At 59.5% G+C, this 26,204-nt stretch carries 26 protein-coding genes and 2 tRNA genes; 19 read left to right on the plus strand and 9 right to left on the minus strand.

From position 1 onward, the window contains the following. Nucleotides 1-31: 31 nt before the first annotated feature. The 5 genes from J5278_RS04435 (at nt 32) to J5278_RS04455 (ending at nt 6,083) form a co-directional block, all read left to right on the plus strand. Nucleotides 32-463, plus strand: coding sequence for an OsmC family protein (locus tag J5278_RS04435; protein ID WP_111218961.1), 432 nt, complete (start codon nt 32-34; stop codon nt 461-463). Nucleotides 464-669: 206 nt separating this feature from the next. Continuing rightward, complete coding sequence (locus tag J5278_RS04440; protein WP_209185003.1) at nt 670-1,272, plus strand: TetR family transcriptional regulator; 603 nt, start codon at nt 670-672, stop codon at nt 1,270-1,272. Between the two features lie 46 nt (nt 1,273-1,318). Further along, on the plus strand, nt 1,319-2,470 hold the full coding sequence (locus J5278_RS04445) for an efflux RND transporter periplasmic adaptor subunit (protein ID WP_219258316.1): 1,152 nt from the start codon (nt 1,319-1,321) through the stop codon (nt 2,468-2,470). Nucleotides 2,471-2,495: 25 nt separating this feature from the next. Further along, entirely contained in the window at nt 2,496-5,636 is a 3,141-nt protein-coding gene (locus tag J5278_RS04450; protein ID WP_209185001.1) for an efflux RND transporter permease subunit, read from the plus strand. Nucleotides 5,637-5,861: 225 nt separating this feature from the next. Continuing rightward, nucleotides 5,862-6,083 (plus strand): helix-turn-helix transcriptional regulator, encoded by a 222-nt coding sequence (locus J5278_RS04455; protein ID WP_142830324.1) that lies wholly within the window; start codon nt 5,862-5,864, stop codon nt 6,081-6,083. 87 nt (nt 6,084-6,170) lie between these two features. On the opposite strand, the gene J5278_RS04460 is transcribed toward J5278_RS04455, so the two are convergent. Further along, nucleotides 6,171-6,830 (minus strand): TetR/AcrR family transcriptional regulator, encoded by a 660-nt coding sequence (locus tag J5278_RS04460; protein WP_209185000.1) that lies wholly within the window; start codon nt 6,828-6,830, stop codon nt 6,171-6,173. A 151-nt stretch (nt 6,831-6,981) separates the two neighbouring features. Here J5278_RS04460 and J5278_RS04465 point away from each other — a divergent pair, with 151 nt between their 5' ends. Then, nucleotides 6,982-8,184, plus strand: a complete 1,203-nt coding sequence (locus tag J5278_RS04465; RefSeq protein ID WP_209184999.1) for a multidrug effflux MFS transporter — start codon at nt 6,982-6,984, stop codon at nt 8,182-8,184. A 64-nt stretch (nt 8,185-8,248) separates the two neighbouring features. On the opposite strand, the gene J5278_RS04470 is transcribed toward J5278_RS04465, so the two are convergent. Further along, nucleotides 8,249-9,295 (minus strand): NAD(P)-dependent alcohol dehydrogenase, encoded by a 1,047-nt coding sequence (locus J5278_RS04470; RefSeq protein ID WP_209184998.1) that lies wholly within the window; start codon nt 9,293-9,295, stop codon nt 8,249-8,251. Nucleotides 9,296-9,643: 348 nt separating this feature from the next. Here J5278_RS04470 and J5278_RS04475 point away from each other — a divergent pair, with 348 nt between their 5' ends. Further along, nucleotides 9,644-10,456 (plus strand): glycosyltransferase family 25 protein, encoded by an 813-nt coding sequence (locus J5278_RS04475; protein WP_209184997.1) that lies wholly within the window; start codon nt 9,644-9,646, stop codon nt 10,454-10,456. A 72-nt stretch (nt 10,457-10,528) separates the two neighbouring features. Here the strand turns inward: J5278_RS04475 and J5278_RS04480 are convergent. After that, a tRNA-Thr gene (locus J5278_RS04480) sits at nt 10,529-10,603 on the minus strand. 154 nt (nt 10,604-10,757) lie between these two features. On the opposite strand from J5278_RS04480, the gene J5278_RS04485 reads away from it, so the two are divergent. The 10 genes from J5278_RS04485 (at nt 10,758) to J5278_RS04530 (ending at nt 16,769) form a co-directional block, all read left to right on the plus strand. Further along, nucleotides 10,758-10,988 carry a hypothetical protein gene (locus tag J5278_RS04485; RefSeq protein WP_142830333.1) on the plus strand — a complete coding sequence of 77 codons (231 nt, stop codon included), beginning with the start codon at nt 10,758-10,760 and terminating at the stop codon, nt 10,986-10,988. 115 nt (nt 10,989-11,103) lie between these two features. Further along, nucleotides 11,104-12,396 carry a UDP-N-acetylglucosamine 1-carboxyvinyltransferase gene (murA, locus tag J5278_RS04490; protein ID WP_111218947.1) on the plus strand — a complete coding sequence of 431 codons (1,293 nt, stop codon included), beginning with the start codon at nt 11,104-11,106 and terminating at the stop codon, nt 12,394-12,396. 115 nt (nt 12,397-12,511) lie between these two features. Beyond that, nucleotides 12,512-12,955: a DUF2948 family protein gene (locus J5278_RS04495; protein ID WP_111218945.1), complete on the plus strand. Its 444-nt coding sequence runs from the start codon at nt 12,512-12,514 to the stop codon at nt 12,953-12,955. A gap of 57 nt (nt 12,956-13,012) precedes the next feature. After that, nucleotides 13,013-14,311 (plus strand): histidinol dehydrogenase, encoded by a 1,299-nt coding sequence (gene hisD, locus J5278_RS04500; protein ID WP_209184996.1) that lies wholly within the window; start codon nt 13,013-13,015, stop codon nt 14,309-14,311. A gap of 3 nt (nt 14,312-14,314) precedes the next feature. After that, the gene (locus tag J5278_RS04505) at nt 14,315-14,788 is read left to right on the plus strand and encodes a UPF0262 family protein (protein ID WP_142830337.1); all 474 of its coding nucleotides are present in this window, start codon (nt 14,315-14,317) and stop codon (nt 14,786-14,788) included. Between the two features lie 5 nt (nt 14,789-14,793). Further along, nucleotides 14,794-15,273: a low molecular weight phosphatase family protein gene (locus tag J5278_RS04510; protein ID WP_209184995.1), complete on the plus strand. Its 480-nt coding sequence runs from the start codon at nt 14,794-14,796 to the stop codon at nt 15,271-15,273. A gap of 118 nt (nt 15,274-15,391) precedes the next feature. Further along, on the plus strand, nt 15,392-15,610 hold the full coding sequence (gene infA, locus J5278_RS04515) for a translation initiation factor IF-1 (protein WP_004117876.1): 219 nt from the start codon (nt 15,392-15,394) through the stop codon (nt 15,608-15,610). 53 nt (nt 15,611-15,663) lie between these two features. After that, nucleotides 15,664-16,284: a Maf-like protein gene (locus tag J5278_RS04520; protein WP_111218939.1), complete on the plus strand. Its 621-nt coding sequence runs from the start codon at nt 15,664-15,666 to the stop codon at nt 16,282-16,284. A 3-nt stretch (nt 16,285-16,287) separates the two neighbouring features. Next, nucleotides 16,288-16,500 carry a DNA gyrase inhibitor YacG gene (gene yacG, locus J5278_RS04525; protein WP_111218937.1) on the plus strand — a complete coding sequence of 71 codons (213 nt, stop codon included), beginning with the start codon at nt 16,288-16,290 and terminating at the stop codon, nt 16,498-16,500. Between the two features lie 193 nt (nt 16,501-16,693). Next, nucleotides 16,694-16,769: transfer RNA gene (locus J5278_RS04530), tRNA-Phe, on the plus strand. Between the two features lie 809 nt (nt 16,770-17,578). Here J5278_RS04530 and J5278_RS04535 read toward each other — a convergent pair. The 6 genes from J5278_RS04535 to J5278_RS04560 form a co-directional block, all read right to left on the minus strand. Further along, nucleotides 17,579-19,177, minus strand: a complete 1,599-nt coding sequence (locus tag J5278_RS04535; protein ID WP_209187040.1) for an IS66 family transposase — start codon at nt 19,175-19,177, stop codon at nt 17,579-17,581. Nucleotides 19,178-19,250: 73 nt separating this feature from the next. Continuing rightward, nucleotides 19,251-19,595: an IS66 family insertion sequence element accessory protein TnpB gene (tnpB, locus tag J5278_RS04540; RefSeq protein WP_209187038.1), complete on the minus strand. Its 345-nt coding sequence runs from the start codon at nt 19,593-19,595 to the stop codon at nt 19,251-19,253. After that, nucleotides 19,592-19,975 carry a transposase gene (locus J5278_RS04545; RefSeq protein ID WP_209187039.1) on the minus strand — a complete coding sequence of 128 codons (384 nt, stop codon included), beginning with the start codon at nt 19,973-19,975 and terminating at the stop codon, nt 19,592-19,594. The genes tnpB and J5278_RS04545 overlap by 4 nt, the downstream gene beginning before the upstream one ends. A gap of 903 nt (nt 19,976-20,878) precedes the next feature. Next, nucleotides 20,879-21,181, minus strand: coding sequence for a hypothetical protein (locus tag J5278_RS04550; protein ID WP_209184994.1), 303 nt, complete (start codon nt 21,179-21,181; stop codon nt 20,879-20,881). Nucleotides 21,182-21,758: 577 nt separating this feature from the next. Next, nucleotides 21,759-22,169, minus strand: coding sequence for a BA14K family protein (locus J5278_RS04555; protein WP_209184993.1), 411 nt, complete (start codon nt 22,167-22,169; stop codon nt 21,759-21,761). Between the two features lie 38 nt (nt 22,170-22,207). Continuing rightward, nucleotides 22,208-22,417, minus strand: coding sequence for a hypothetical protein (locus J5278_RS04560; RefSeq protein WP_209184992.1), 210 nt, complete (start codon nt 22,415-22,417; stop codon nt 22,208-22,210). A gap of 15 nt (nt 22,418-22,432) precedes the next feature. Between J5278_RS04560 and J5278_RS04565 the strand changes: the two genes are divergently transcribed. Together J5278_RS04565 and J5278_RS04570 are read left to right on the plus strand one after the other, a co-directional pair. After that, nucleotides 22,433-23,872 carry an NAD-dependent succinate-semialdehyde dehydrogenase gene (locus tag J5278_RS04565; RefSeq protein ID WP_209184991.1) on the plus strand — a complete coding sequence of 480 codons (1,440 nt, stop codon included), beginning with the start codon at nt 22,433-22,435 and terminating at the stop codon, nt 23,870-23,872. A gap of 372 nt (nt 23,873-24,244) precedes the next feature. Then, the gene (locus J5278_RS04570) at nt 24,245-26,191 is read left to right on the plus strand and encodes a PrkA family serine protein kinase (RefSeq protein WP_209184990.1); all 1,947 of its coding nucleotides are present in this window, start codon (nt 24,245-24,247) and stop codon (nt 26,189-26,191) included. The last annotated feature ends 13 nt before the right edge of the window (nt 26,192-26,204 follow it).

Below are 26,204 nucleotides of genomic sequence, written 5' to 3' on the forward strand. Positions count from 1 at the left end.
TCTCCCGACAACCAATCATAAGGAGCACCACATGAAGATCACACGCACGGGCTCGGCCCACTGGGCTGGCGGAATCAAGGATGGAAAAGGCGAGATCAGCACCCAGAGCGGCGCTCTGAAGGAGCATCCTTACGGATATGCCAGCCGTTTCGAAGGCGTTGCCGGCACCAATCCGGAAGAACTCATTGGCGCTGCCCATGCCGGTTGCTTCACGATGGCTCTTTCCGGCATCCTCGATGGCGCTGGCCTGAAGGCAACGAGCATGCAGACAACTGCCAAGGTCACCCTCGAGAGCGTCGAAGGCGGCTTCGGCATCACCGGTATCGCCCTGACCCTGGTTGCCAGCGTGCCCGGCACCGACGAGGCCAAGTTCAAGGAACTGGCTGAACAGGCGAAGGCCGGTTGCCCGGTATCCAAGGCGCTTGCCGCCGTGCCAATGACGCTCGACGTGCAGTTCTCCTAAGAAAAACTGCTGCCTGACATGCCGGACCAGCCGATGGTCCGGCATTTTTTTAATGCAGCGTGGACTCCGAGCCCCGCACGCCTCGGCTATCAACTCCCGCACAGTGAAACCCGCGCCAGGTGACTGGTAGTGCGTTGACAAAGTATGACTTTCGATTTACGAATGACGAAAATAGAATTTCGTCAGTCGTAAATCGAAAGTGCCTTATGAACGCCATCGCCGATTCCTCAGAGGTCAACCGCCAGGAGAATGTTGCGCGCATCCTCGATTGTGCCGAGCGTCTTTTCCGCCACTACGGCTATGCCAAGACAACGGTAGCCGACATCGCCAAGGATCTCGGCATGTCGACGGCAAACATCTATCGCTTCTTTGGCTCCAAGATCGAAATCCACCAGGCGCTCTGCGGGCGGATGCTCGATACCGGTTATGAGCTTGCCCTCGGCGCAGCGCGGAAGCAGGCGAGTGCCGCGGACCGGCTGCGTGCGCTCGTCCATGGCCAGTACAAGCTCACCCTCGATACCATGCTCGATGAGGAGAAAGTCCATGAGATGGTCGTCGTCGCCATCGAGCGTGACTGGCATGTGATCGAAAAGCATATCGATCGCATCCACGACGTCATGGCCGGGATCATTTCCGAAGGAATCGCTGCGGGCGAGTTTGCCGCACAGGACCCCCATATCGCGTCGAAGTGTCTTGGCGCGGCGACGGTTACCCTCTGTCACCCGCAGATGGTGGCGCAGTGTCTTGCCAAGGAGAACCGGGCGATGCCCGACGATCTCGTGGAATACGCCATTCGTGCCTTGAGATAATTTGCCTGCTGCCCGTCCATCCGCCGTCGACCCGAGGAGTGCGATCATGATTTCGCCAATCAAACTGCGCCTTTCATCCGCCTTTGTCCTCCTCGTGGCTGCGGCTGTCATTTCCGGCCGCAACGAGAAGCAGGCCGAGACCAAGCCGGTCATCCGCCCCGTCAAGGTCGTCGAGATTGCCAAGGCGGAAACAACGCGGACACTGGATTATTCCGGCTCCGTGCGGGCCCGCACCGAGATGAATCTCGGCTTTCGCGTCAGCGGCAAGATCGTCGAGCGTCGTGTCGATATCGGTCAGCGTGTCAAGCCGGGCGACGTGCTGGCGAAAATCGATGCCACGGACTACGCATTGGCGGTCAAGCGTGCAGAGGCGGATCGTCTTTCCGCCGAGAAGCAGGTCCAGACCGCAACGCTTTCTCGCGATCGCGCCCAGCAGCTGTTCGATAAGAACGTCTCCTCGAAGTCGCAACTCGAGCAGGCACAGCTGGCTTACGACCAGGCCGTCGCAACGCGCGATTCGGCCATCTCGTCGCTCGATGAGGCCAAGAACCAGGTCGCCTATGCCAGTCTCGCATCGGATCTCAATGGCATCGTCACCGCCGTCAATGCCGATGTCGGCCAGGTGGTCAGCACTGGCACGCCGGTGATCACCGTTGCGGTCGACGGAGAGAAGGAAGTCGCTATTGCCGTGCCGGAAACCGATGTTGGCCAGTTCAGCGTCGGCAAGACGGTCAAGGCGCGTTTCTGGGCGAACGACGGCCTCGTATTCGATGGCAAGGTGCGCGAGGTTTCCGGCAGCGCCGATACCCAATCGCGCACGTTCTCAGTCCGGGTCAGCCTGCCGAACGACCCGCGCGTGCTTCTCGGGATGACTTCTACCGTCGAGGCGACAGCGGAAAACGCCGTGCCTTTCGTGTCCATACCGCTCAGTGCGCTTGCCGAGAAGGACGGTCGCAAGGTCGTCTGGCTGGTCGACAGGACAACGGCCACCGTGCATGCGCAGGACGTCAGGCTTGCCGAGTTTACCGGGGTCGGCGTCCGGGTCTCCGATGGCCTGAAAGCCGGCGATCTCGTCGTCGCCGCAGGCACGCAGTACATGGCCGAAAACATGCAGGTCAAGCTACCCGATGGCAGTGGGCAGCAGGCCGCCGCCGCAGAGCCTGTAGACGCTGCTGCGTCTGCGGCCGTCATGCGCTGATCGCACTCGAAAGCGGATGAAGATGATGACCACACCCACTGAACCCAAGCAGCCATTCAATCTCTCGCGCTGGGCAATCGGCCATCCGAGTATCGCCCGCTTCCTGTTCGGGCTGATCATCATCGCCGGAGCCCTCGGCCTGACCCACATGGGCCAGAAGGAAGATCCCGACTTTACCTTCCGCGTCATGGTGGTGCAGGCCGTCTGGCCCGGTGCGTCGATCGACGAGATGGAAGACCAGGTGGTCAACAAGATCGAGCGCAAGCTGCAGGAGACGCCGCATCTCGACTGGGTAAAATCCTACACCCGCGCCGGCAGCGCCATCATCACTGTCCAGGTCAAGGGCGACACCAACGCGGCCGAGGTGAACGACGCTTTCTATCAGGTGCGCAAGAAGGTCGGCGATATCCAGAGCGAGCTGCCGTCGGGCCTCCTCGGACCCTATTTCAACGATGAATTCGGCGACACCTTCATCACGCTCCATTCGATCAGCGGCACCGGCTACAGCTATCCGGAGCTGAAGAAGTTCGCCATCCAGGCGCGGGACATGCTGCTGACCGTGCCGGGCGTCGAAAAAGCGGTGATCATCGGCGACCAGCCGGAGAGAATCTACATCGACGTCTCGTCGAAGGCGCTGGCCGAGCGCGGACTAACGCTCGATACCCTTCGTGCTGCCGTCACGGGCCAGAACAGCGTCGATTCGGCCGGCTCCGTCGATACCGGCTTGAGGTCGGTGCGTATTTCCGTCGAGGGCGATGTCAGGAAGATCGAAGATATCCGTGAGTTGAGGTTGAAGGCCGGAAACCAGGTGACGCGTCTCGGCGACATTGCCACCGTCTATGCGGGGCTGCAGGACCCCTACACGGCCAAATTCAAATATAACGGCCATGAGAGCGTACAGGTCGGCGTGGTCATGGCCAAAGGCTATAAGGTCACCGACGTCGGTCATTCCGTCGATGCCGTCTACCAGCGGTTCGAATCGTCGCTGCCCCTCGGTGTTGCCGTCGACCAGATCGCCAACCAGCCCGATGTCGTCACCGACGCGGTCAGCGAGTTCATGCATGCGCTGGGTGAGGCGCTTGTCATCGTGCTGATCGTCTCCTTCGTGTCTATCGGCTGGCGCTCGGGTCTGGTGATTGCCATCGCCATTCCGCTGGTGCTGGCCGCGACCTTTGCCATCATGTACGAATTCGGCATCGACCTGCAGCGCATTTCGCTGGGTGCCCTCATCATCGCGCTGGGCCTTCTGGTCGACGATGCCATGATCGTCGTCGAGTTGATGGAGCGCAAGCTGGAGGAGGGCATGGTCAAGCTCGACGCCGCCAGCTTTGCCTATACATCAACCGCATTCCCGATGCTGACAGGAACGCTGATCACCACGGCAGGTTTCATCCCGGTCGGCTTTGCAGCGTCTACCGCCGGCGAGTATGTCCGCACCCTGTTCTATGTGGTCGGCATCGCGCTGGTGACGTCCTGGTTCGTCGCCGTCTATTTCACACCGTGGCTCGGCTACATGATCCTCAAGCAGCGGCATCATGCGGGCAGCCATCACGACGTCTTCGATACCCGCTTCTACCGTCGCCTGCGCGGCACTGTCGGCTGGGCCGTGCGGCATCGGATCATCGTGCTGGCGTTGATGCTGCTGACCTTCGGCACCAGTCTCTGGGCCTTCCAGTTCATTCCGCAGAATTTCTTCCCGCAATCGTCGCGGCCTGAGATCCTTGTCGACCTCTGGCTTCCCGAGGGTACCAGCATCACCGAGGTTGAAAAGCAGGCGGCGGCGCTGGAGGCCCGGATTGCCGACGACAAGGACAAGCGGTTTGTTGCCAGCTATATCGGCGAGGGCGCGCCGCGCTTTTTCCTGCCGCTCGACCAGCAGCTTATCAATCCGAATTTCGCGCAATTGCTTGTGCTTGCCAACGATGAACCCGCTCGCGAGCGGCTGATCGTCAAGCTGCGCGGCATTCTCGCCGCCGACTTCCCTGACATCCGCGCCAAGGTCGACCGGCTGTTCCTCGGTCCGCCGACTGGCTGGCCCGTGCAGATGCGGGTGCTTGGCCCCGACCTTCTCCAGGTTCGTCGTATCGCCGACCAGGTGAAGCAGCGTTTCGCCGCCGATCCCCGCATGGGTGCGATCCACGACGACTGGCTCGAGCCGGTGCCCGAAATGCGCCTGGTGATCGATCAGGATCGGGCACGGGCCCTCGGCGTCACGTCGCAGCGCATTCGCCAGGTGCTGGCCGCTGCCGTCACGGGGGCCTCGCTCGGCGACTTCCGCGAAGGCGAAGAGACCGTGTCGATCGTGGCACGCGAGCCGGAAGCCAATCGGCATCTGCTGTCGGCGGTCAATTCCATCTCCGTGCCGAGCGATGCCGGCGGTTTCGTGCCGCTGTCGCAGGTGGCAAAGGTCGTGCCGACCATGACACTGGGACTGGAATGGCGCCGCGACCGCCTACCGACGATCACGGTGCGGGCTACGCTGCCCGACGATGTGCAGGCAAACGACGTGACGACAAAACTCTACGCCGACCTGAAGCCGCTCCGCGACAGCCTACCGCCCGGCTATCAGATCGAGGTGCAGGGCGGTACCGAGGATGCGGCGGAAAGTCAGGCCTCCATTGCCGCCAAGGCACCGATCATGCTGCTCGTTATCGTCGTGCTCCTGATGATCCAGCTGCAGCACTTCGGCAAGGCGATGCTGGTGCTGGCGACTGGACCGCTCGGCATCATCGGCGCTGCGGCTGCGCTCCTGATCAGCGGTGCGCCGTTCGGGTTCGTTGCCATCCTCGGTGTCATCGCGCTGCTCGGTATCATCATCCGCAACTCGATCATCCTCATCGACCAGATCGATCAGGATATCGCTGCTGGCATGGAGCGTCAGGAGGCGATCATCGGCTCAGCCGTGCGTCGCTTCCGGCCGATCATGCTAACCGCGCTCACCGCCGTTCTGGCTCTGATCCCGATCTCGCGCGGCGTGTTCTGGGGGCCGCTCGCCTATGCGATGATGGGCGGTATCCTGGTGGCTACTGTCCTGACGATCATCGTCTTGCCCGCCGCCTATGCCCTGTTCTTCGGCAAGGAGCCGAAATTAAAGGCCGGCAAGAACGAGGCCGGGACGGTGGACGAACAGCAACAACCGATGCCGCCGGCAATGGCTGCGGAGTAGGCTTCGCCTGGTTTTAACAGCGTCTAGAGGCGTTGTTTTCCTCGTCATTCGGTGAACCGGGGTGACATTGGGGACGATGGCGGCCCGGTTAACCGGCGGGCAATCCTTTTGTGCTCTGCAGCAATTCTGCTTGCCGATTCGATATTGCGGCAATAAAGAGGGTCGGCATTGGTAAACGATGTCGCCAGCGGTCGAGTACGATCACCGGCGGCGAAGGAGAACTCCATGTCCAACCCCATCCATGACACACCGTCCGCCCAGCTCGCCGATGTCGGAACGCGAATTCGCATTACGCGCGGCTCATTCGGCTACAGCGTCGACGATCTGGCCGAGACAGTTGGACTGACAGTTGACGAAATCGTCGCCATAGAGGCCGGCACCGACACTGATCCGCTCAAAATCAAGCGAATTGCATCTGCCCTGAAAATCGACTTGCCGGACGCCTGATGCTTTCAGGCGCCTGATGTATCCTCGTCGATGTGACGACGATATGGGCGCCTTATTTTCTACCCTACCTCAAGCCGGACTGCGGCCTTATGCCGGTACGGAGTAGGCGCGGAGAAATGTACGCACGGCGTTGCGGGCTGCTCGCGCCACATCCTCATCTTCGGGAATGCCGCCGAACAAGGTGGTCGTCTGCAAGTCTGCATGGATGAGCGCCAGAAATTGCCGGGCCGCTAGGTCTGCATCGTCGATATCCAGTAGACCCGCTTTGGCGATGCGCGTGAAAAGGCCAGAGACCGCCTCGGCCGGCAAGCCCGAGCCCTTTTGGCGCCACGTCGCGAACAACTGCGGATACCGCTCGCCCTCGGATTGCAGCAGCTTGCGCATAAAGCGACCATCGCGGTTGCAGAGGCAGTTGCGCACCAGCAGGGACACCAACGCTGTCATTTCCGTCTCTATGTCGGCTGGCATGTCTGGAAAGGTGGCGATCGTCGATGAAAGCGCCTCTCCGGTGCGCGCCGTGATGTCTTCGACGATGGCGACAAAGAGTGCTTCCTTATCGCGGTAGTGGTTGTAGATCGTCTGGCGCGACACACCGGCCTGCTCGGCGATTTCATCAATGCAGGCTCCGGAAAAACCTTCGCGGCAGAAAACCTCTGTTGCAGCCGTGAGAACGGAGACCCGCTTGGTCGAAAGCCCACGCCGGACGTCTGAAATGGTTTGCGGTGGTGCAGTTCGCGCATTTGTCATGATCGGAGAGTAAGTCGCATTGACGTTTTAGACAAGTCTGTCTAATTTGACACCAGTGTCCAAAATGTGACCGGGCTATACTGCATCCGGCATCCGTTACCGCGCTTCCAGCGAAATCGGCCCATATCCAATTTTCGAGAGTATTCGCCCCATGACACCCTTCTTTCGCATCGCGCTGATTCTTGGCCTTTTGTCAGCAATCGGGCCTTTTGCCATCGACATGTACCTGCCGGCGCTGCCATCCATTGGCCATGACCTCGGTGCGCCGGACAATCTGGTTCAGATGAGCCTGCTTGCCTTCTTCATTCCCTTCGCTGCATTTCAACTGCTCTACGGTCCGCTGGCCGACATGTACGGCCGTAAGGCACCACTTTATATCGGCATCGGTCTGTTTGCCGTCGCCAGCATCGGCTGCGCTCTGGCTACCAGTATCGAAATGCTGATCGCCTTCCGCTTCCTTCAGGGCATCGGCGGTGCCGCCGGCATGGTGGTGCCACGGGCGGTTGTCCGCGACATGCATGTCGGTGTGCAGGCGGCGCGGCTTATGTCGCTGCTGATGCTGGTGTTCAGCATATCGCCAATCCTGGCGCCCCTGACCGGCAGCGCGGTCATTGCCTTCTTCGGCTGGCGCGGTGTCTTCTGGGCTGTGACCATCGCTGCCTTCATTGGCCTGGTCCTGCTCTCGACGCAGCTTTCCGAAACCCGCTCCAGAGAAGACCGCGCCGGCAGCAGTTTCCGCAGCGCGATGGCGGCCTATGTCTATCTGCTCGGAGATCGGACGTTCATGACGCTGTCCCTCATCGGCAGTTTCGGCATTTCCAGCTTCCTGGTCTATCTCGCCAACTCGCCCTTCGTGCTGATCAACCACTATGGGCTGACACCGACCGAATACAGCTTTGCCTTCTCCGTCAACGCGGTGTCGTTCTTTGCGGTGTCGCAACTGACGGGCCGGCTTGGCCAGCGTTATGGGCTTGTGCGTGTCATGCGCTTCGCCGTTACGGGCTTTGCTGCGTCGATGGTGGCTCTGGTCGCAGCGATGAGCCTCGGCTTCGAGCAACTTCCGGTGCTGGTTGTCCTTCTGTTCGTCGGATTTGGATTTCTCGGTCTTGTCATCCCGACGACGGCGGTGCTCGCACTCGAGGAGCATGGTGCCATCGCCGGCACGGCCTCGGCGCTGATGGGCACGCTGCAGTTCACCACCGGCGCGATTGCGATGGTGCTGGCCAGCCTGTTTGCCAACGGAACAGCCGTGCCGATGACGGTAGCCATCGCCTGCGCTGCAGTCACTGCATTCCTGCTTGCACAGCTGACGATGGGTCGACACGCCAGCGGCGTCAAAGCGGCCGCCGAATAGCAGGCTTTTAAGCGCCTCTCTGCAAATGCCCGCACGGATGTCGTGCGGGCATTTTGGCTTTCTCCTATTGGTCCATGACAATCTGCAGCTTGACGTCGCTGGGCCGGCCTTCTGCGGCGCGCTCGAACGCCTGAATGGATTGTTCGAAGCCGAAAGTCTCGGAAATCAGAGGCTTCAGGTCTACGCGGCCGGAGCCGATCAGGGCGATGGCACGGTCATACTGGTGCGCATAGCGGAACACCGTCTCGATCCGCACCTCCTTGGTGGTAGCGATCGAGACGTCGATGGCAACAGGTGCAACCGGCAGGCCGACGGCAACGATTGCGCCTCCAGGACGTGGCAGTTCCATGATCGTCTCCCAGGCCTTTGGTGAGCCCGAGCATTCGAACACGACATCCGCTCCCCAGCCGTCCGTCAACCTGTTCAATTCGTCGAGCAGCTTCGTCTCGCGGATGTTGACGGGAATGATCCCCTGATATTGCGCGGCGATGTCGAGCTTCGGCTGGGCGAGATCGGCGACGATGACGCGCGAGCAGCCGCCGGCAAGCGCTGCAATTGCCACCATTGTCCCGATGGGGCCGGCGCCGAGCACGACTGCGGTATCGCCAGGCGCGATGCGCGCCTTGCTTGCCGCCTGCATGCCGACGGCGAATGGTTCGACCATGGCGCCTTCGGCAAACGAGACATTGTCAGGCAGCTTGAAGGTATAATTGGCCGGGTGAACCACATAGGGCGTCAGAACGCCATGGACCGGCGGGGTCGCCCAGAAGACGACGGCGGGATCGACATTATACATGCCAAGCCGGCTGGCGCGGGAATTGGCATCGGGGATACCCGGTTCCATGCAGACGCGATCGCCGATCTTGAGGTGGGTCACGCCGGCGCCGATCTCGACCACCGTGCCGGCTGCCTCGTGTCCCAGCACCATCGGTGCATTGACGATGAAGCCGCCAATCCGACCATGGGTGTAGTAGTGGACATCGGAGCCGCAGACACCGACCGTGTGGATCTTGATCTTCACCTGTCCGGCGCCGACTTCCTGCGGCAGGTCTATGTCGCGTAAGGCCAGTTCGTGCTGGCGCTCGAGAACCAGCGCACGCATCTTCGTCATCGTCTTCTCCTCCGTTGTCGATAGGGTCGTCGCTTCTGCCGCCAGGGTAGCGGAAGGGACGACATTGGAATGTCCGTTCGAGGCGACTATAGAAAGGGAAAGCGGTTTGTTCAAACGGGCGTTTGGGTTTTGCAATCTGTGCTGACAGCGACCTTGCCGGGATAACAAAATTCAGTGGCTTTGAACAACAAAGTGTGAGGGTGGCGGTCTCGCCGCCAGCTTGTTATGGAGCGGCCGAGTTCTTAACTGTGCCCTGCACTAAGCCCGCCTGATCGATTCGTAGGATGGTTGCGTGATCTGAGCGCATCCGGTTCTGTCCACCTTCATTTACGCGTACCGAGGCCATTTATGTCCACCCTGCAGCCTCTTCCGGTTTATCTCATCAATATCGCTCGGGCGAAGGAGAGACTGCAGGAAGTTTGCTCTCGCGGCCGTGAACTCGGCATCGCCATAGAGCTTGTGGAGGGCGTCGACGGGTTGTTGGTGCCAGAGGCGCAATGGGTCGACGTCGACCAGAAGCGCTTCGGTAACCGTCATGGCAGGCGTATTCTTCCGGGCGAGTACGGCTGCTACCGAAGCCACCTGCTGGCGCTACGCCAGTTTATCGCAAGCGGCAACGAGGCGGCCGTGATCATCGAGGACGATATTGCGCTTGATGGTGAATTCATTGCGAGGGCATTGGCCGCCAGCCGTGCTGTGCCCGGCGCCGACATGATCAAGCTCGTCAATCACCGCTGGAAAGGCTTCCGTTTCCACGCCCGCAGCGAACGTGGTGACACTATCGGCCGCTGCCTGTTCGGACCCCAGGGGTCCACGGCTTGCTATCTGGTGACGCGGCGCGGTGCAGAGAAAATAGCCCAGTCGCTCGCGGTCATGTCCTTGCCATGGGACGTCGCCATCGAGCGAGGGTGGGATATGGATATTTCGGTTTTTTCCAGCAAGACCAATCTCGTCGGCTTCAACAAATCACAACGCGAAACGATGATCGGCCGTCGCCGGGACTACCGCGCGGCCAAGCTGTCTGCCTGGAAGCGCCTTCCGGCCCATCTTTTCCGCACCGTCGATTTCTTCCGGCGCCTCGCCTACGTGCTCGTCCCTCGATCCAGGGCGCAGACGCGCTGGTACCAATCCGCTGCGGTGCCGACGCAGGCAGATAGTTAGGCGCTTTCACGCGGCCGATCGACGCAATGTGTCTATCTGTGATGGATGAGGCGGCAATATCGTTTGGGAAAATGGTGCTGCTATGGGGATTTGAACCCCAGGCCTCTCCCTTACCAAGGGAGTGCTCTACCCCTGAGCTATAGCAGCATCGTGGCGCAGCGGATGCGCCGTATCGGGCGAAGCGGCTATTGCCATAGCTGATCGGCAAGCGCAAGCCGCAAAATCCAATCTTCTTGAAACAAGCACGGGAAAACGTCGGCGTGGCTTTTGAAATATCGTCATCTGCGCTATCAAGGCAGACATGAACGAAGACGAACAAAGTAGTGGTGGCGGCACGAGTGCCACGGTCGCAGATGGCCCCTTGCTTAAACCGCAGCAGCCCTTGCTCAGCGAAGCGGATCGGCGGCGGGCGAGGGCGGCTGCCAAGCTGAAGGAGAATCTTTCTCGCCGCAAGCAGCAGGTGCGCGCACGGCGCGCCGGCGAGGCTGACGAGACGGATGGCCTGCCTGCCGCAAAAATGGACGAATTGTAATGATTAGGTCTTACACGCCGCAAACGAATTGAAGCGGCGACCGATTTCCTTTAAACACCGCCTTCCTCTGCAAGGCATCAAGATTTCAGAAAGGCGGGTTCGCCCGTAATCGCACATGGATCGTATCAGGATTGTCGGCGGCAATGAGCTCAATGGCGTCATTCCGATTTCCGGCGCCAAGAATGCCGCATTGCCGCTGATGATTGCGTCGCTCCTGACGAGCGACACACTGACGCTCGAAAACGTGCCTCACCTGGCCGATGTCGAACTGCTGCTGCGCATTCTCGGCAACCACGGCGTCGACGTCTCGGTCAACGGCCGGCGCGAGCGTCAGGACGACGCCTATTCCCGCACGATCCATTTCACCTGCCGGACGATCGTCGATACCACGGCGCACTACGAGCTGGTCTCGAAGATGCGCGCCAGCTTCTGGGTGCTCGGGCCGCTGCTCGCCCGCGAAGGCCAGGCACGCGTATCGCTGCCGGGCGGCTGCACCATCGGCACGCGGCCGGTCGACCTGTTCATCGAATCCCTGCAGGCGCTCGGCGCCAACATGGATATCGATGCCGGTTACATCAACGCTACCGCCCCGAAGGGCGGCCTGATCGGTGCCAAGTACACGTTCCCGAAGGTATCCGTCGGCGCTACTCATGTGATGATGATGGCGGCAACGCTTGCGCGCGGCACCACGGTCATCGGCAATGCCGCCCGCGAGCCTGAGGTCGTCGATCTCGCCAACTGCCTTATCGCCATGGGCGCCAAGATTTCCGGCGCCGGCACCTCGACCATCACCATCGATGGCGTCACATCCCTCTCTGGCGCCCGCCACCGCGTGCTGCCAGACCGTATCGAGACCGGCACCTATGCCATGGCGGTTGCGATGGCCGGCGGCGACGTCACGCTTGAAAATACCGACATGTCGCTGCTCGAGACGGCGCTCGAAACCTTGCGTCGCGCCGGCGCCGAGATCACGCCGACCAACAACGGCATGCGCGTGCGCCGCAACGGCGGCGGCATCCGGCCGGTCGATATCGTCACCGACCCGTTCCCGGGCTTCCCGACAGATCTGCAGGCGCAGTTCATGGCGCTGATGACGCGGGCATCCGGCACGGCGCACATCACGGAGACGATTTTCGAAAACCGATTCATGCACGTTCAGGAGCTTGCCCGTCTCGGCGCAAGGATCTCGCTGTCCGGCCAAACGGCGAAGATCGAGGGTGTCGAGCGGCTGCGCGGTGCGCCTGTCATGGCGACGGACCTTCGTGCCTCCGTGTCGCTGGTGATTGCCGGGCTTGCCGCAGAAGGCGAAACCGTCGTTTCGCGCGTCTACCATCTCGACCGTGGCTTCGAGCGGCTGGAAGAGAAGCTTACGCGCTGCGGCGCCATCGTCGAACGGCTCAGCGAATAGGCCCTGAAAGCGTTGCCGGGAGCCGCATCTGCCGTTGCGTCCAAGCCCCAGGCACCCTATCTCGGGGTGGAACGGGCCGCTGGATGTGGCGGCTGACGATGTGGGGAACTAAGGCATGGCAGATCTGAAGCTTGTGGCGCTCGATGGCGAAGACCTGGCGGTTGTTTCTGCCCATATGCAGGACGCCGTCTTCAAGGTCGGCGACATGGCCTATGAGCCGCGCGGCCTGCAGTTTTCCCTGACGGCAAACCGCTTCGACTGGGAAAAGGCAGATGGCAAGGCCAAGGGCTATCAGCGCCATCGCGCGGCGCTCGTGTTCAAGCGGGTGCTGGCCGTGCGGACGCTGGGCATCGACCGCCGTAGGCGCGAGACGGTGCTTTCGCTTCTGGCCATTCGCTTCGAGCAGAAGGGCGAGGGGCCGGATGGCACGATCGAACTGACGCTTGCCGGCAACGCCACGTTGGCGCTCGACGTGGAATGCATCGAAGTGCAGCTGGCCGATATCGGCGGCGCATGGGAAACGGCCAAGAAACCGACGCATCCCGACGACGCTGCCTGAGTGGCAGAGACTGGTTCTTGCCGCTGCGGCGGTTTTTGAAAGCAAAGGATATCGGCATTGGCGATCTGGCTTGAGCAGGCGGCGGAAGGTTTCGAGGCGCAGTTCGCGGCATTCCTGACCACGAAGCGGGAAGTGTCCGAGGATGTGAACGCCGTCGTCCGCGACATCATCGCCGACGTTCGGGCGCGTGGCGATGTTGCGTTGATGGAATATTCCGTCCGCTTCGACGGTATCGATTTCGATGCGACGCCGATGCGGGTGACTTCGGAGGAAATCGATGCTGCGATCGCAGAGGTGCCATCGGAAGTGCTGGGCGCGCTGAAGGTTGCCGCCGTACGCATCGAGTCGCACCATCGCCGCCAACTGCCGCGCGATGACAGCTATGAAGACGAACTCGGTGTCGTGCTCGGCTCGCGCTGGACGGCGATCGAGGCGGTCGGCATTTACGTGCCCGGTGGCACGGCAAGCTACCCGAGCTCGGTGCTGATGAATGCCATCCCGGCCAAGGTCGCCGGTGTCGAGCGTGTCGTCATGGTGGTGCCGGCGAAGGAGGGCGTGGTCAATCCCGCCGTGCTGGCTGCTGCCCGCATGGCCGGTGTCGAGGAAATCTACCGCGTCGGCGGCGCGCAGGCAGTCGCGGCACTCGCCTATGGCACGGAGACGATTGCGCCGGTCGCCAAAATCACCGGGCCGGGCAACGCCTATGTGGCGGCCGCCAAGCGCCATGTGTTCGGTACCGTCGGCATCGACATGATCGCCGGTCCTTCCGAAGTGCTGGTCATTGCCGACAAGGATAACAATCCCGACTGGATCGCGGCCGACCTTCTTGCCCAGGCGGAACACGACCGGGGTGCCCAGTCGATCCTGATTACCGATAATCCTCTGCTTGCCAAGTCCGTCGAACAGGCTGTCGAGCGGCAGCTGAAGTCGCTTGGCCGCGCCGAGACCGCAGCGGCGAGCTGGCGGGATTTCGGCGCCATCATCATCGTCGAGAGCCTCGCAGACGCGATCCCGCTCGCCAACCGCATCGCTGCCGAACATCTGGAGCTTGCGGTCGACGATCCCGACGCGCTGATGCTCGGCATCCGCAACGCCGGCGCCATCTTTATCGGGAAGCACACGCCTGAGGTTATCGGCGATTATGTCGGTGGCTCCAACCACGTGCTGCCGACTGCCCGCTCGGCGCGCTTTTCATCCGGCCTTTCGGTGCTTGACTTCATGAAGCGCACCTCGGTGCTGAAGCTCGGGGCCGAACAGCTGCGGGCGCTCGGGCCGGCGGCCATCGCGCTTGCCAATTCCGAAGGTCTCGATGCTCATGCCCGCTCGGTGGCGATCCGGCTCAACCTCGAAGGCTAGGCGATGGCGGCGGGCGACTTCCGGCTGACCGATGTGGTCCTCGACGATACGATCGGCCGCGCTAGCCCTGACGTCGAACACGAGCGCGCCGTTGCCATCTTCGACCTCGTCGAGGAAAATTTCTTCCAGCCCATCGGTCATGCCGGTGGGCCCTACAGCCTGAAACTGTCGTTGCTGGATTCCAAGCTGGTGCTGGATATCAGTGCCGAAGGCGAGCCCCAGGTTGCCACGCATATCCTGTCGCTGACGCCATTCCGGCGTATCGTCAAGGACTACTTCCTGGTCTGCGAGAGCTACTACGAGGCGATCCGGTCGGCGACGCCGAGCCGTATCGAGGCCATCGACATGGGTCGCCGCAGTATCCACAACGAAGGGTCGCAGACGCTGAGCGACCGCTTGAAAGGCAAGATCGACATCGACTTCAACACATCGCGACGGCTTTTCACGCTCGTCTGCGTTCTCTACTGGCGGGGTTAAGCGCCATGGAAACGCAGGATCGCTTTCCGACGCCAAGCCACACGCCCAAGGCCGTGCTGTTCATGTGCGGGATGAACTCGATCCGCTCGCCCATGGCGGAAGCCATCGCCCGTAGCATTCTGCCATCGGGCACCTATATCATGTCGGCTGGCGTTAGGGCCGGCGAGCGGAATGCCTTCGTGGATGCGGTGCTCGACGAAATAGGCCTCGATCTTGGTCGCCACCAGCCGCAAACGCTGGAGCAGCTGGAAGACGACTTCTTCGATCTGATCATCACGCTCTCGCCGGAAGCCCACCACACGGCGCTGGAACTGACGCGGTCGCAGGCGGTCGAGGTCATCTACTGGCCAACCTTCGATCCAACGGTTATATCCGGAACGCGCGAACAGATCGTCGAAGCCTATCGTGGCGTGCGCGACCATCTGTACGGGCTGATCGACAGCCGGCTGGCCCGGCGAAATGGAATTGCCGCGCAATCGGCATGAAACAAATGCAGAAAGCCTGATCAACGAGGTTCACAAGACCGCGTCGATTGTGTAGTTTCCGCGCAAATTTTCCGGCGGCATCAGCCCCGGCGTCAAACGACAGGAAGAACCGTCTTACATGCCTAAAGAAGAAGTCCTCGAATTTCCCGGTGTCGTGACCGAATTGCTGCCGAACGCAACGTTCCGCGTCAAGCTCGAAAACGAACACGAAATCATCGCCCACACGGCGGGCCGCATGCGCAAGAACCGTATCCGCGTTCTGGCTGGCGACAAGGTTCTGGTGGAAATGACTCCCTACGATCTGACCAAGGGCCGCATCACCTACCGCTTCAAGTAGTCCGGCGGGTTCTGACGCCGGCTCCCCCGTCTTCCCGCTGACGTCGAGGTTTTATGGCGCTGAAACATTCGTTGATACTGGCTTCCGGTTCGCCGCGCCGCGTTGATCTCCTGCACCAGGCGGGTATCGAACCCGCGCGCCTCATGCCGATGGATATCGACGAGACCCCGAAAAAGGCCGAGCATCCGCGCTCGCTGGCCCGTCGTCTCTCGGCCGAGAAGGGCGAGGCGGCCTATGCGGCGCTGAAGGGCGACGTCGCCTGGCAGGGCAGCTATCTTCTATCGGCCGACACCGTGGTTGCCGTCGGGCGGCGCATTTTGCCGAAGGCCGAATTCGTCGAGGAAGCATCGGCGGCGCTGCACCTGCTCTCGGGTCGGAGCCACACCGTCTATACCGGGATCTGCCTGATTACGCCGGATCGCAAGATGCGCCAGAAGGTCGTCGAGACGAAGGTCCGTTTCAAGCGGCTTTCCGGCAACGACATGGAATTTTATCTCGCCTCCGGTCAATGGCGCGGCAAGGCAGGCGCCTATGCCATTCAGGGGCTGGCTGGCGGTTTCGTCCAGAAACTGGTCGGCTCCTACACGAATGTCGTCGGGCTGCCGCTCTACGAGACCATGCTGCTGCTTTCAGGCGAGGGATTCGACGTTCACGCCCATTGGCAGGAAGGATGATCCATGTCGGAAAACGAGATTAAGCTCGGCGCCAAGGTCGAGCCCCTGCGCAAGCCGCGCGCCTGCGCCGAATGCGGCCGGCCCTCGATGCGCGAACATTATCCCTTCTGTTCGGACCGCTGCCGAGAGATGGACCTGTCGCGCTGGCTAAGCGGTTCCTATGCCATTCCGGTTGCCGACGACGAGACGAAGGCCGACTACGAGGACGAGGAATAGTCACAAACCTGTCGGAAACGAACGGCAAGGCATTGATGGCGTTCAACAATTGCCGATCTTGCATTTCCTGTCGAAAAAGTAGCGATTGATGCTGGACATGGCCGAACAAGATGTTATAACGCCCACGCTTCCGGGGAAAACCAAGCTCCCCAAGCCTTCAAGCGAGGCAAATCCTTCGGGATGAAGCAGGTATGCCCGGATAGCTCAGTTGGTAGAGCAGCGGATTGAAAATCCGCGTGTCGGTGGTTCAAATCCGCCTCCGGGCACCACTCTTATTTCGCAAAATCAATGTTTTGTGGTGCGTGTGCCTGATGTGGCTTCCGAAGCCAAAGGCGCGTAACCGGACGCCCAAGTCCCATAATTTGACACGCAGATTCGGGAAAACCGGTTTTCCGGCACCGGTCAAAATCTTACGGTGCGGATGGAAGAATTTGAAATGTGATTGAGACCGTTGCCGGTGATTGTCCGCAGAAAAAGCGCGGCCGATGCGGCGGGCGATGACACGACAGATCAATGATTGGTCTAAGTGTCAGTCGGACAATTAGATTTCCGTCAGAAGCCTAGATGCTTTAGCTTTTCCTCCAGTATTGGGTTAACGATTGCCGCGTTTGCGTATTCAGCACACCATTTGATGAAGCTTGGATGTCTTACTCGCATCTCGAATAGCTCGCGTAGAGTTAGATTGTAATAATACACGAATTGAATTGGACCAACCGTAGAGGTCGAATGAAATCTCGATGGCAACAATTTCGGCTTCTTGGTGATCACGATAAGCCCTCCATGTGCAACGTAAGGACCGTGGCTACCCACGCGGGATACCATATCGGTGTAGCCATGATCTGGCTGCACCCCAAGCCAAATACAGTTTCTATCGATCTCCCGTGCCACGAATTTGGATAAATGTGTTGGGATCGGAGCGCCGAGATCCGCTAGATGGCAGCCAAGGAGCTTTGCAAAATATCTAAAAAGATTGAGGTATTCCTCGCTCTCCCTAATCTTATCTAGATATTCGTAGGCGCGTAGACATGCTATTTCCGCATGACTCTCGCTTCCGACAACGTGAGCGAACTGTAAGCGTTTAGCCGACAGCGTCTGCCTTATAATTCCAGGGCATTAGCAGCTCGATATCGGCGGCGGGCCAACCGTTTGCGATGCGCGTCAGCGTCTGGGAAAGCCAGGCAAGCGGATCGACGTTGTTCATTTTCGCTGTTTGCAAGAGTGTGGCGATCGTTGCCCAAGTCTCTCCACCGCCTTCGCTTCCCGCAAACAAGCTATTTTTTCTGGTAATTGTCTGTGGCCGGATCGCGCGTTCGACGATGTTGGAGTCTATCTCGACACGGCCATCATTCAGGAAGTGCTCCAGCGCCTCTCGGCGTGTCAGAGCGTAGCGGATTGCCTCGGCTGTCTTGGACTTCCCGGAGACTTTGGATAGCTCCTTTTCCCACACCTGGAAGAGATCGGCGACGATGCCAGCGGACGTCTCCTGACGACGCCTTGCGCGGGTCTCGGCGTCGCTGCCGCGGATCTCGTCCTCAACCTGCCAAAGTCCCGTCATCGCGGTGATCGACGCTGTCGCGGCGTCATTGATGCCACCGACGTGCAGTTCATAAAACTTGCGGCGGACGTGCGCCCAACATCCGGCCAGCTTGATCGTTTCATTGCTGCCGGACTTGGCGCGTTCTTTGAGCATGCTGGTATAGGCCGAGTAGCCGTCAACCTGCAGGATGCCGCTGAAGCCTTCGAGATGACGCGCGACACACTTCCCACCCCTGCTGACTTCGAAGCGATAGGCAACCATAGGCGGGCCAGACCCGCCAAAAGGTCGGTCATCGCAAGCGTAGGCCCATAACCAGGCCGTCATTGTCTTGCCAAAGCCTGGAACCAGCGTCGGCAAGGTCGTCTCGTCCGCAAATATCCGCTCGCTGGCTTTGATACGCTCCAAGATGTAATCCGAAAGGATCCGCAGCTCGAAGCCCAGATGCCCCATCCATTGGGCCATCAAGGAGCGGCTGAGAACCACGCTGTCGCGCAGATAGATCGCCTCCTGGCGATAAAGCGGAAGACCGTCGCCGTATTTGGAGACAGCGATATAGGCCAGCAACCGTTCGCTCGGCAGGCCAGCTTCGATGATATGCGCGGGTGCCAAAGCCTGTAGCACACCGTCACGCTCCCGGAACGCGTATTTGGGGCGGCGTGTGATGATGACCCTGAACTTCGGCGGGATGACATCGAGCCGCTCTGATCGATCTTCGCCGATCAGAACCCTCTCCAAGCCCTGGTATTCTTCTGGGATCTCCGGCTCGATGACTTCCTCTATGCGCTCCAGATGGGCTGCAAAACCTTTGCGAGGACGGGCTTGCCTCTTTGGTCGTTCTCTGCCGACCTGGCTGAGTTCACGATCAATCGCGGCAAGGTCAGTCTCGACCTCCTCGAAGGCGAAGTCGATCTGGTCGTCGTTGATCGCCAGCCGCAGACGCTCGGAGCGCGTTCCTTTTTGAGCACGCTGCAAAACCTTTAAGATTGCCGTCAAATTGGTGATCCGCTCGTCGGCCTTCTGTTGGGCAACCTTCATTCGAGCGATTTCAGCATCAGTCGCAGCCTTCTCCGCGTTCAAAGCGATGATCATCGCTTTCAGCGCATCGACGTCGTCGGGAAGGGCGGGACCGGGTAAAATCATGATGCCAGTAAAGCACAAAAGCGGCCGATTTCCCAACACTTACAGCGACATGATTCATCTTGTCGCAGGCAATTCAGCCCGTTGACAGTGGTCGGCGCACTTGGACGGGATGGATCTTTTTCCAATCCATTCCGGCTAGAAGTGCCATCAACTGCGCATGGTCGAGACGGATACGGGCGCTGGACTGCCCTGGCCAGCAGAAGCCATTTTCCTCAAGAATTTTTGCGTAAAGGCAGACACCTGTCCCATCCCACCAAACAATCCGGATCCGGTCTGCTCGCTTCGACCGGAAGACAAAAAGTGCGCCACTAAAGGGGTCAAGGCCGCCATCCCGCACCAGGACCATCAGCGACGCGGCTCCTTTGCGGAAGTCGACCGGTTGGCACGACACGTAGACCACGACACCCGAAGCGATCATGCCTGCCGTACCGCTCTGACAATGCCGCTCAGCAGCGCCGGATCGATCGAGGCGCTGACGCGAAGTGTCGCGTCGCCAACCTTTATCTCGACGGTGTCCGTTCGGACTGCTTCGAAACGGGTAAAGGCCTCGCCATCTCCGGCTGCGCTCAGGCGCTGAACCGAACCAGACGCAAGCGCTATTCGCCGCCAACCAAAAAGCTGCGACGGGTCCATTCCATGAGCACGCGCAACCGCAGACACATTCGCGCCAGGAGCAAGCGCTTCCTCCAAGATCTGAGATTTCTCCTCGTCTGACCACAACTTCGGCTTCCGCCGCGTTCGCACAGGATCAGCCGTCAGAATTTCGAACGTACGACCCTGATTCATATCTTCACTCATAGGTTTCCCAGCATGATTCACACTGAAAATGAGCGATTTTCCTGCTCAATGCTACGTGGGGTAGCCTTAGCGCTTACAGCGAACTGATCGTACGCGCGGTCTGACGCCTGCGTCAGCGTAGAGTTGCAGTGATGGCAAATCACGCTTCCAAATTTAAGATGTTTAGAATTCGGCCCTTGGGCATGAAGGCTTTGAAAGCCATCTTCTACCTCTCGGGCGACATACATGTTTTGCCGACCGTAGTGGCGACGGATATCAGAGGCTTTGAACTTATGCTCCCGAGTAAGATTGTCCTTTGATCCGCAAATCCAGCACTGTTCTTTGTCGTAGGCCGTAACGAAAATACCCATGTTTGATCTAAAGCGTTCGCTATCAATGCATTAAACACAACCCTAGCGATGAAACTCAGGGGGCAGCCGATTTGTTATTGCCTATCTTCAGATAGTTGTAGGTGTATAAATCTAAAGGTTTTTGGCCGCTCATGCCCACAGGTATAGAGAGGTCGTTTTTTGCGACACGGCTAGTCGCGGGGCAAGAGGCTATCGACTGCCGAGGGGCGATCTTGTAACCGTTCAAGTGCGGCCTGCTCGCGCTATCGTTTTCTCGGGTCTGTCAGTCTTGAACCTGCATTGTCCATTGCAATAGCTTGGTTCAACACCTTCGTCACCTCGGTGCGAATGGATTTGAAATCGAATTTTCGACCTAGAAGCACACATATGTGGTGGGCAGGGTCAACAAGCTTAAATATTTTTCCCGAAGCCTCGTTCGCGAGCGTATGGTCGTCGACCATGGGTGCGGGAAAGAAATAGCCCACATCATTCTCCAGCAAGAACCGGTCCAAGTCCTCATCGAAGTGTTCGAATGCATTTCGAAGTTCACGGCTTTTCAGTGGCGAAAGATTATTCAATCCGAATGCCACGCGCAGCTTAGCGCCACGAGCATCTGAGAGAGTATTTCCCTTTTTTTTACTGGCCAAAAAAATCTTGACAACGCTGCGGAATAGGCAAGCCCCTCCTGTACCTCAGAGAATATGATAGCTGCTGATCGATTTTCTTTAACGGCTCCCTCGTACCCCTCAAACGCTATCGCAGCTTGACCTGCTGCATACATGATCGAGTGAAGGTAGAAAGCCTCGAAATACGGTAATATGCCGTCCCACTCCTCCACGACAATATTCATCCGCCTTTGCGATTCTTGTTTTTCCATATCACCACGCTCCTCTTGGCAGTGATACTTCCTCATCCATCAAACGCTTTCAAACTATTCCTACGTTTGGGCGGTCAGCATTGTTTAATAAGTCGACTGCCAAGGCTTGTATTCGGTAGTAGTCATCCCGGAAAATACCAACCGCCTGCAAAAGCGGTTGGAGACATGATAGGCTCTCAAAAGCTCTTGACTTAAAACAGCGCTGCCTAGCAAAGGCCGGGCTCTTCTTCCGATTCTAGACAAGTCCTTCGGTAAATAGTTCTCCGCCCTTCTTCGTCACCAGACCCTCACCAATTGTCAAGGCGAACGCGACTGCGGCTTAGCTAGTTCTGGATATTTCTGCGGATCGCGAACAGCATCGCGTCTTCTTTGGGTCGACCGCTAGCTCGGCGTATAGTGCCCGCAGGGTAGGACCCGGATGCCTTGTCTGTTATCATCGTCTCCTTGGGGTTAGACGATCTTTATAAACTACGTGACTTTAAAAGCGCAGGTCTCGCGCGGCTGCAAACACAAAGAACCGCCCGCAACTCTCGTCACGGGCGGCCTAACATCACACAAACTCATTCAAACCGATAGCTTACCGGCACTGCACCCGTGGTCCATTATTCGGCTGATACGTGTTGTCCGAAGCGCGGTATGTTCTGTAGCGGTTGGCGCAGGACTGGGCGTGGGAGCTGCCGTTCGAGCGGGAGCCGGCAACGATGCCGCCGATGATTGCGCCGGCTGCTAGGCCGCCGATGATTGCACCCGTATTGTTGTGGCGACGATAGCCGCGGTCATAGTGGCGATCGTGGCCGCGTCCGCGATAGTAATTGCGCCGATCGCCGTTTCGGCGTCCATGGTGCCTGTACTCGCTGTATTGCACGTTCACGACATCCGAATTCTGGATCGTGGCTACCGGCGCAGCGGATACGGGGAATGCTTCGGCAGGCGTGATGGCGGTGAATGCCGTCATCAGCGACACCGCGATAATTGCTAGTCTTTTCATGTTCTCGCTCCTTTTGTGAGACGAATATGGCGCTTCTTCTAATGAAATCCAGAGTTGTTCGCGTTTTCGTGATCCTCGGCCGGTGCCGCCAGTGGCAGGACCTGTGGCTGGACCAGTGGCTGGAATTGTGCCGTCGTTGACACCATGTACAGCGCTCCCATAAAAGCATTATCGATCGACGACGGTCGGTTGGAGGCTTGTCGCACCGCCGCTTCCTGCGGCATCTGCTGAAAGCCGGCCCTGATCATCCAAAGAGGTTCTCCATGCATACCTATCCCGACGTCAAACTCTTCATCGATGGCGAATGGCGCGATGCGCTTTCGAAGAAGACGATCCCTGTCAGCGACCCCGCGACCGGCCAGACCATCGGGCAGATCGCCTATGCGGAGCGGGGCGATCTGGATCTTGCGCTGGCTGCGGCCGACAAGGGCTTCAAGGTCTGGCGCGATACGTCCGCCTTCGAGCGCTCGAAGATCATGCGTCGTGCGGCCGATCTCCTGCGCGAGCGCAAGGACATGATCGCCTGGGTGATGACACGTGAACAGGGCAAGCCGTTGGCGCAGTCGCTGGCGGAAACGCTCGGGGCTGCCGATACCATCGACTGGTTTGCCGAAGAGGCGCGCCGCACTTATGGCCAGATCATCCCGGCGCGCCACACCGGCGTGCTGCAGATGACGATCAAGCAGCCAGTCGGCCCTGTCGCGGCCTTCACGCCCTGGAATTTCCCCATCAACCAGATCGTCCGTAAACTGTCGGCAGCGGTTGCGACCGGTTGCTCGATCATCATCAAGGCGCCCGAGGAGACGCCGGCGTCGCCGGCCGAGTTGATTCGCGCCTTTGCCGACGCGGGCATGCCGGCCGGGGTCGTCAACCTCGTCTATGGCGTGCCGGCGGAGATCTCCGAATATCTCATCCCGCACCCCGTCATCCGCAAGATCTCGTTTACCGGCTCCACCCCCATCGGCAAGCAGCTGGCCTCGCTTGCCGGCCTGCACATGAAGCGGGCGACGATGGAACTCGGCGGGCACGCGCCGGCAATCGTCTTCGATGACTCCGATATCGCCAAGGCCATCGAAGTGTCGTCGCTGGCGAAGTTCCGCAATGCCGGCCAGGTCTGCGTCGCGCCGACGCGCTTCCTCGTGCAGAACGGCGTCATGGACCAGTTCACCGATGGGTTTGTCGCGGCCGCCAAGGCCATCAAGGTCGGCAACGGGCTCGAGGCAGACGTGCAGATGGGGCCGCTGGCCAACGAGCGCCGGATCCCGGCGCTGGAAGCGCTGATCAACGATGCCGTGTCGCAGGGCGCGACGCTGCGCACCGGCGGCCGCAGGATCGGCAACGAAGGCAATTTCTTCGAGCCGACCGTCATCACCGACGTGCCCACCCATGCGCGCATCATGAACGAGGAGCCCTTCGGTCCCGTCGCCATCATCAATCGTTTCGCGACTGTCGACGATGCGATCACTGAGGCAAACCGCCTGCCGTTCGGGCTTGCCTCGTATGCTTTCACCACGTCAGTCAACACGGCGCATGCGCTGGGACAGCGGATGGAAGCAGGCATGCTGACCATCAACCACAACGGTCTCTCTATTCCAGAAGTACCGTTCGGCGGCATGAAGGATTCCGGCTACGGCACGGAAGGCGGCTCAGAGGCGGTGGATTCCTATCTGGAAACGCGCCTCATCTCCCAGATGAACGCCTGATAACAAACAGGCTCTGTGGAAAAAATCGGACGGCATGTGGCAATTTTGCCGTCCTCTATCGGTGCCACTCGCATTGATTGTTATGAAATCAATGGCTTGGTACCGGTTTTATGGCGCATATCGCTTGAATACCACACACTCGCGTTCGCCACTTCAGGTATATTCGCATTCAATATTGCGCAACCCTGAGCATCTTTATCATTAAATCGGTGACTTGGGATTGCCTCGGATATTGCTGCATTGCCGAATCAAGCGTAGCATTTGATTCACGGTCACATTTCACTTTCATAGAAACGTCACCGAAATATGAATACAGCGGATTGTTATCCAGCTGATCAGGCGTATTTGCAATAGCAACCTCGATGAGGCGCCATGTACAACACGGATGTACTATTCAACACCTTCGCCCGTTCCTTTGAAGCGCGGCGCGAAGTCGAGATGTCTTTCTCTGAATACCTGGAAGCCTGCAAGGGCGAACCACTGATGTATGCCAATGCGGCAGAGCGACTACTTGCCGCGATGGGTGAGCCACAGTTTGTAGACACGTCGAGGGACTCCCGCCTTGGACGTATCTTTCTCAACAGGACCATCCGGACCTATCCCGCCTTCGAGGGCTTCTACGGGATGGAAGAGACGATCGAGCGAATCGTCGCCTTCTTCCGCCATGCGGCGCAGGGGTTGGAAGAGCGCAAGCAGATCCTATACCTGCTCGGCCCTGTCGGTGGCGGCAAGTCGTCGCTGGCCGAACGGTTGAAGGCGCTGATGGAGGTCCATCCGATTTACGTGCTGAAGGCCGGCAACGAACTCAGCCCAGTTTTCGAAAGCCCGCTCAGCCTGTTCGATCCGGCCGCGATGGGCGACATGCTGCAGGAGCGCTACGGTATTCCGAAGCGAAGGCTGACAGGGCTGATGAGCCCCTGGTGCCTGAAGCGGCTGGAAGAATTCGGCGGCGATATCTCGCGCTTCAAGGTGGTGAAGATGCAGCCGTCGCGGCTCCGCCAGATCGCCATCGCCAAGACCGAGCCCGGCGACGAGAACAACCAGGATATCTCCTCGCTGGTCGGCAAGGTCGATATCCGCAAGCTCGAGAGCCTCGCCCAGAGCGATGCCGACGCCTACAGCTATTCCGGCGGTCTCAACCGCGCCAACCAGGGCGTGCTTGAATTTGTTGAAATGTTCAAGGCGCCGATCAAGATGCTGCATCCGCTGCTGACGGCGACGCAGGAGGGCAATTACATCGGCACCGAGAATATCGGCGCCATCCCGTTCTCAGGCGTCATTCTGGCCCACTCCAACGAGGCGGAGTGGCAGACCTTCAAGGCCAACAAGAACAACGAGGCCTTCATCGATCGTATCTGCGTCGTCAAGGTGCCCTATTGCCTGCGGGTGACGGAAGAGCAGAAGATCTACGAGAAGCTGATCGAGGAGTCCGAGCTTAGCCAGGCGCCGTGCGCGCCGTCGACGCTGGAAACCCTGGCGCGCTTCACGGTTCTGTCGCGGCTGACGCGGCATGAAAACTCGACGCCGTTTTCCAAGCTTCGCGTCTACGATGGCGAGAGCGTCAAGGAAACGGACCCCCGGGCCCGCAGCGTGCAGGAATATCGCGACACAGCCGGCGTCGACGAGGGCATGGACGGCGTCTCGACGCGCTTTGCCTTCAAGGTTCTGGCTGCGACCTTCAACCACGACACGACAGAGATCGCGGCCGATCCGGTGCATCTGATGTATGTCATCGAACAGTCGATCCGGCGGGAGCAACTGCCGGCCGAGATCGAGAAGCAGTATATGGAGTATATCAAGGGGGAACTGGCGCCGCGCTACGCGGAATTCATCGGCCACGAGATCCAGAAGGCCTATCTCGAATCCTATGGCGACTACGGCCAGAACCTTTTCGACCGCTATGTGGACTATGCCGATGCCTGGATCGAGGATGTCGATTTCAAGGATCCGGATACCGGCCAGATGCTGGATAGGGACCTGCTCAACCAGGAACTGACCAAGATCGAAAAGCCGGCAGGAATTGCCAACCCGAAAGACTTCCGCAACGAGGTGGTAAAATTCTGCCTGCGGTCGCGAGCGAGCAACGGCGGCAAGAATCCATCCTGGACGAGTTACGAGAAAATCCGCGAAGTCATCGAAAAGCGGATGTTCAGCCAGGTGGAAGACCTGTTGCCGGTGATTTCCTTCGGCTCGAAGAAGGACGGCGACACGGAGAAGAAGCATGGGCAATTCGTCGAGCGCATGACTTCGCGCGGCTATACGGAGCGCCAGGTTCGCCGGTTGGTAGAGTGGTACATGCGCGTCAAACAGGCAGGCTAGACTAGTCCCAACA

This window comes from Rhizobium sp. B21/90 (genome assembly GCF_019355815.1).
GTDB classification, from domain to species: domain Bacteria; phylum Pseudomonadota; class Alphaproteobacteria; order Rhizobiales; family Rhizobiaceae; genus Rhizobium; species Rhizobium rhododendri.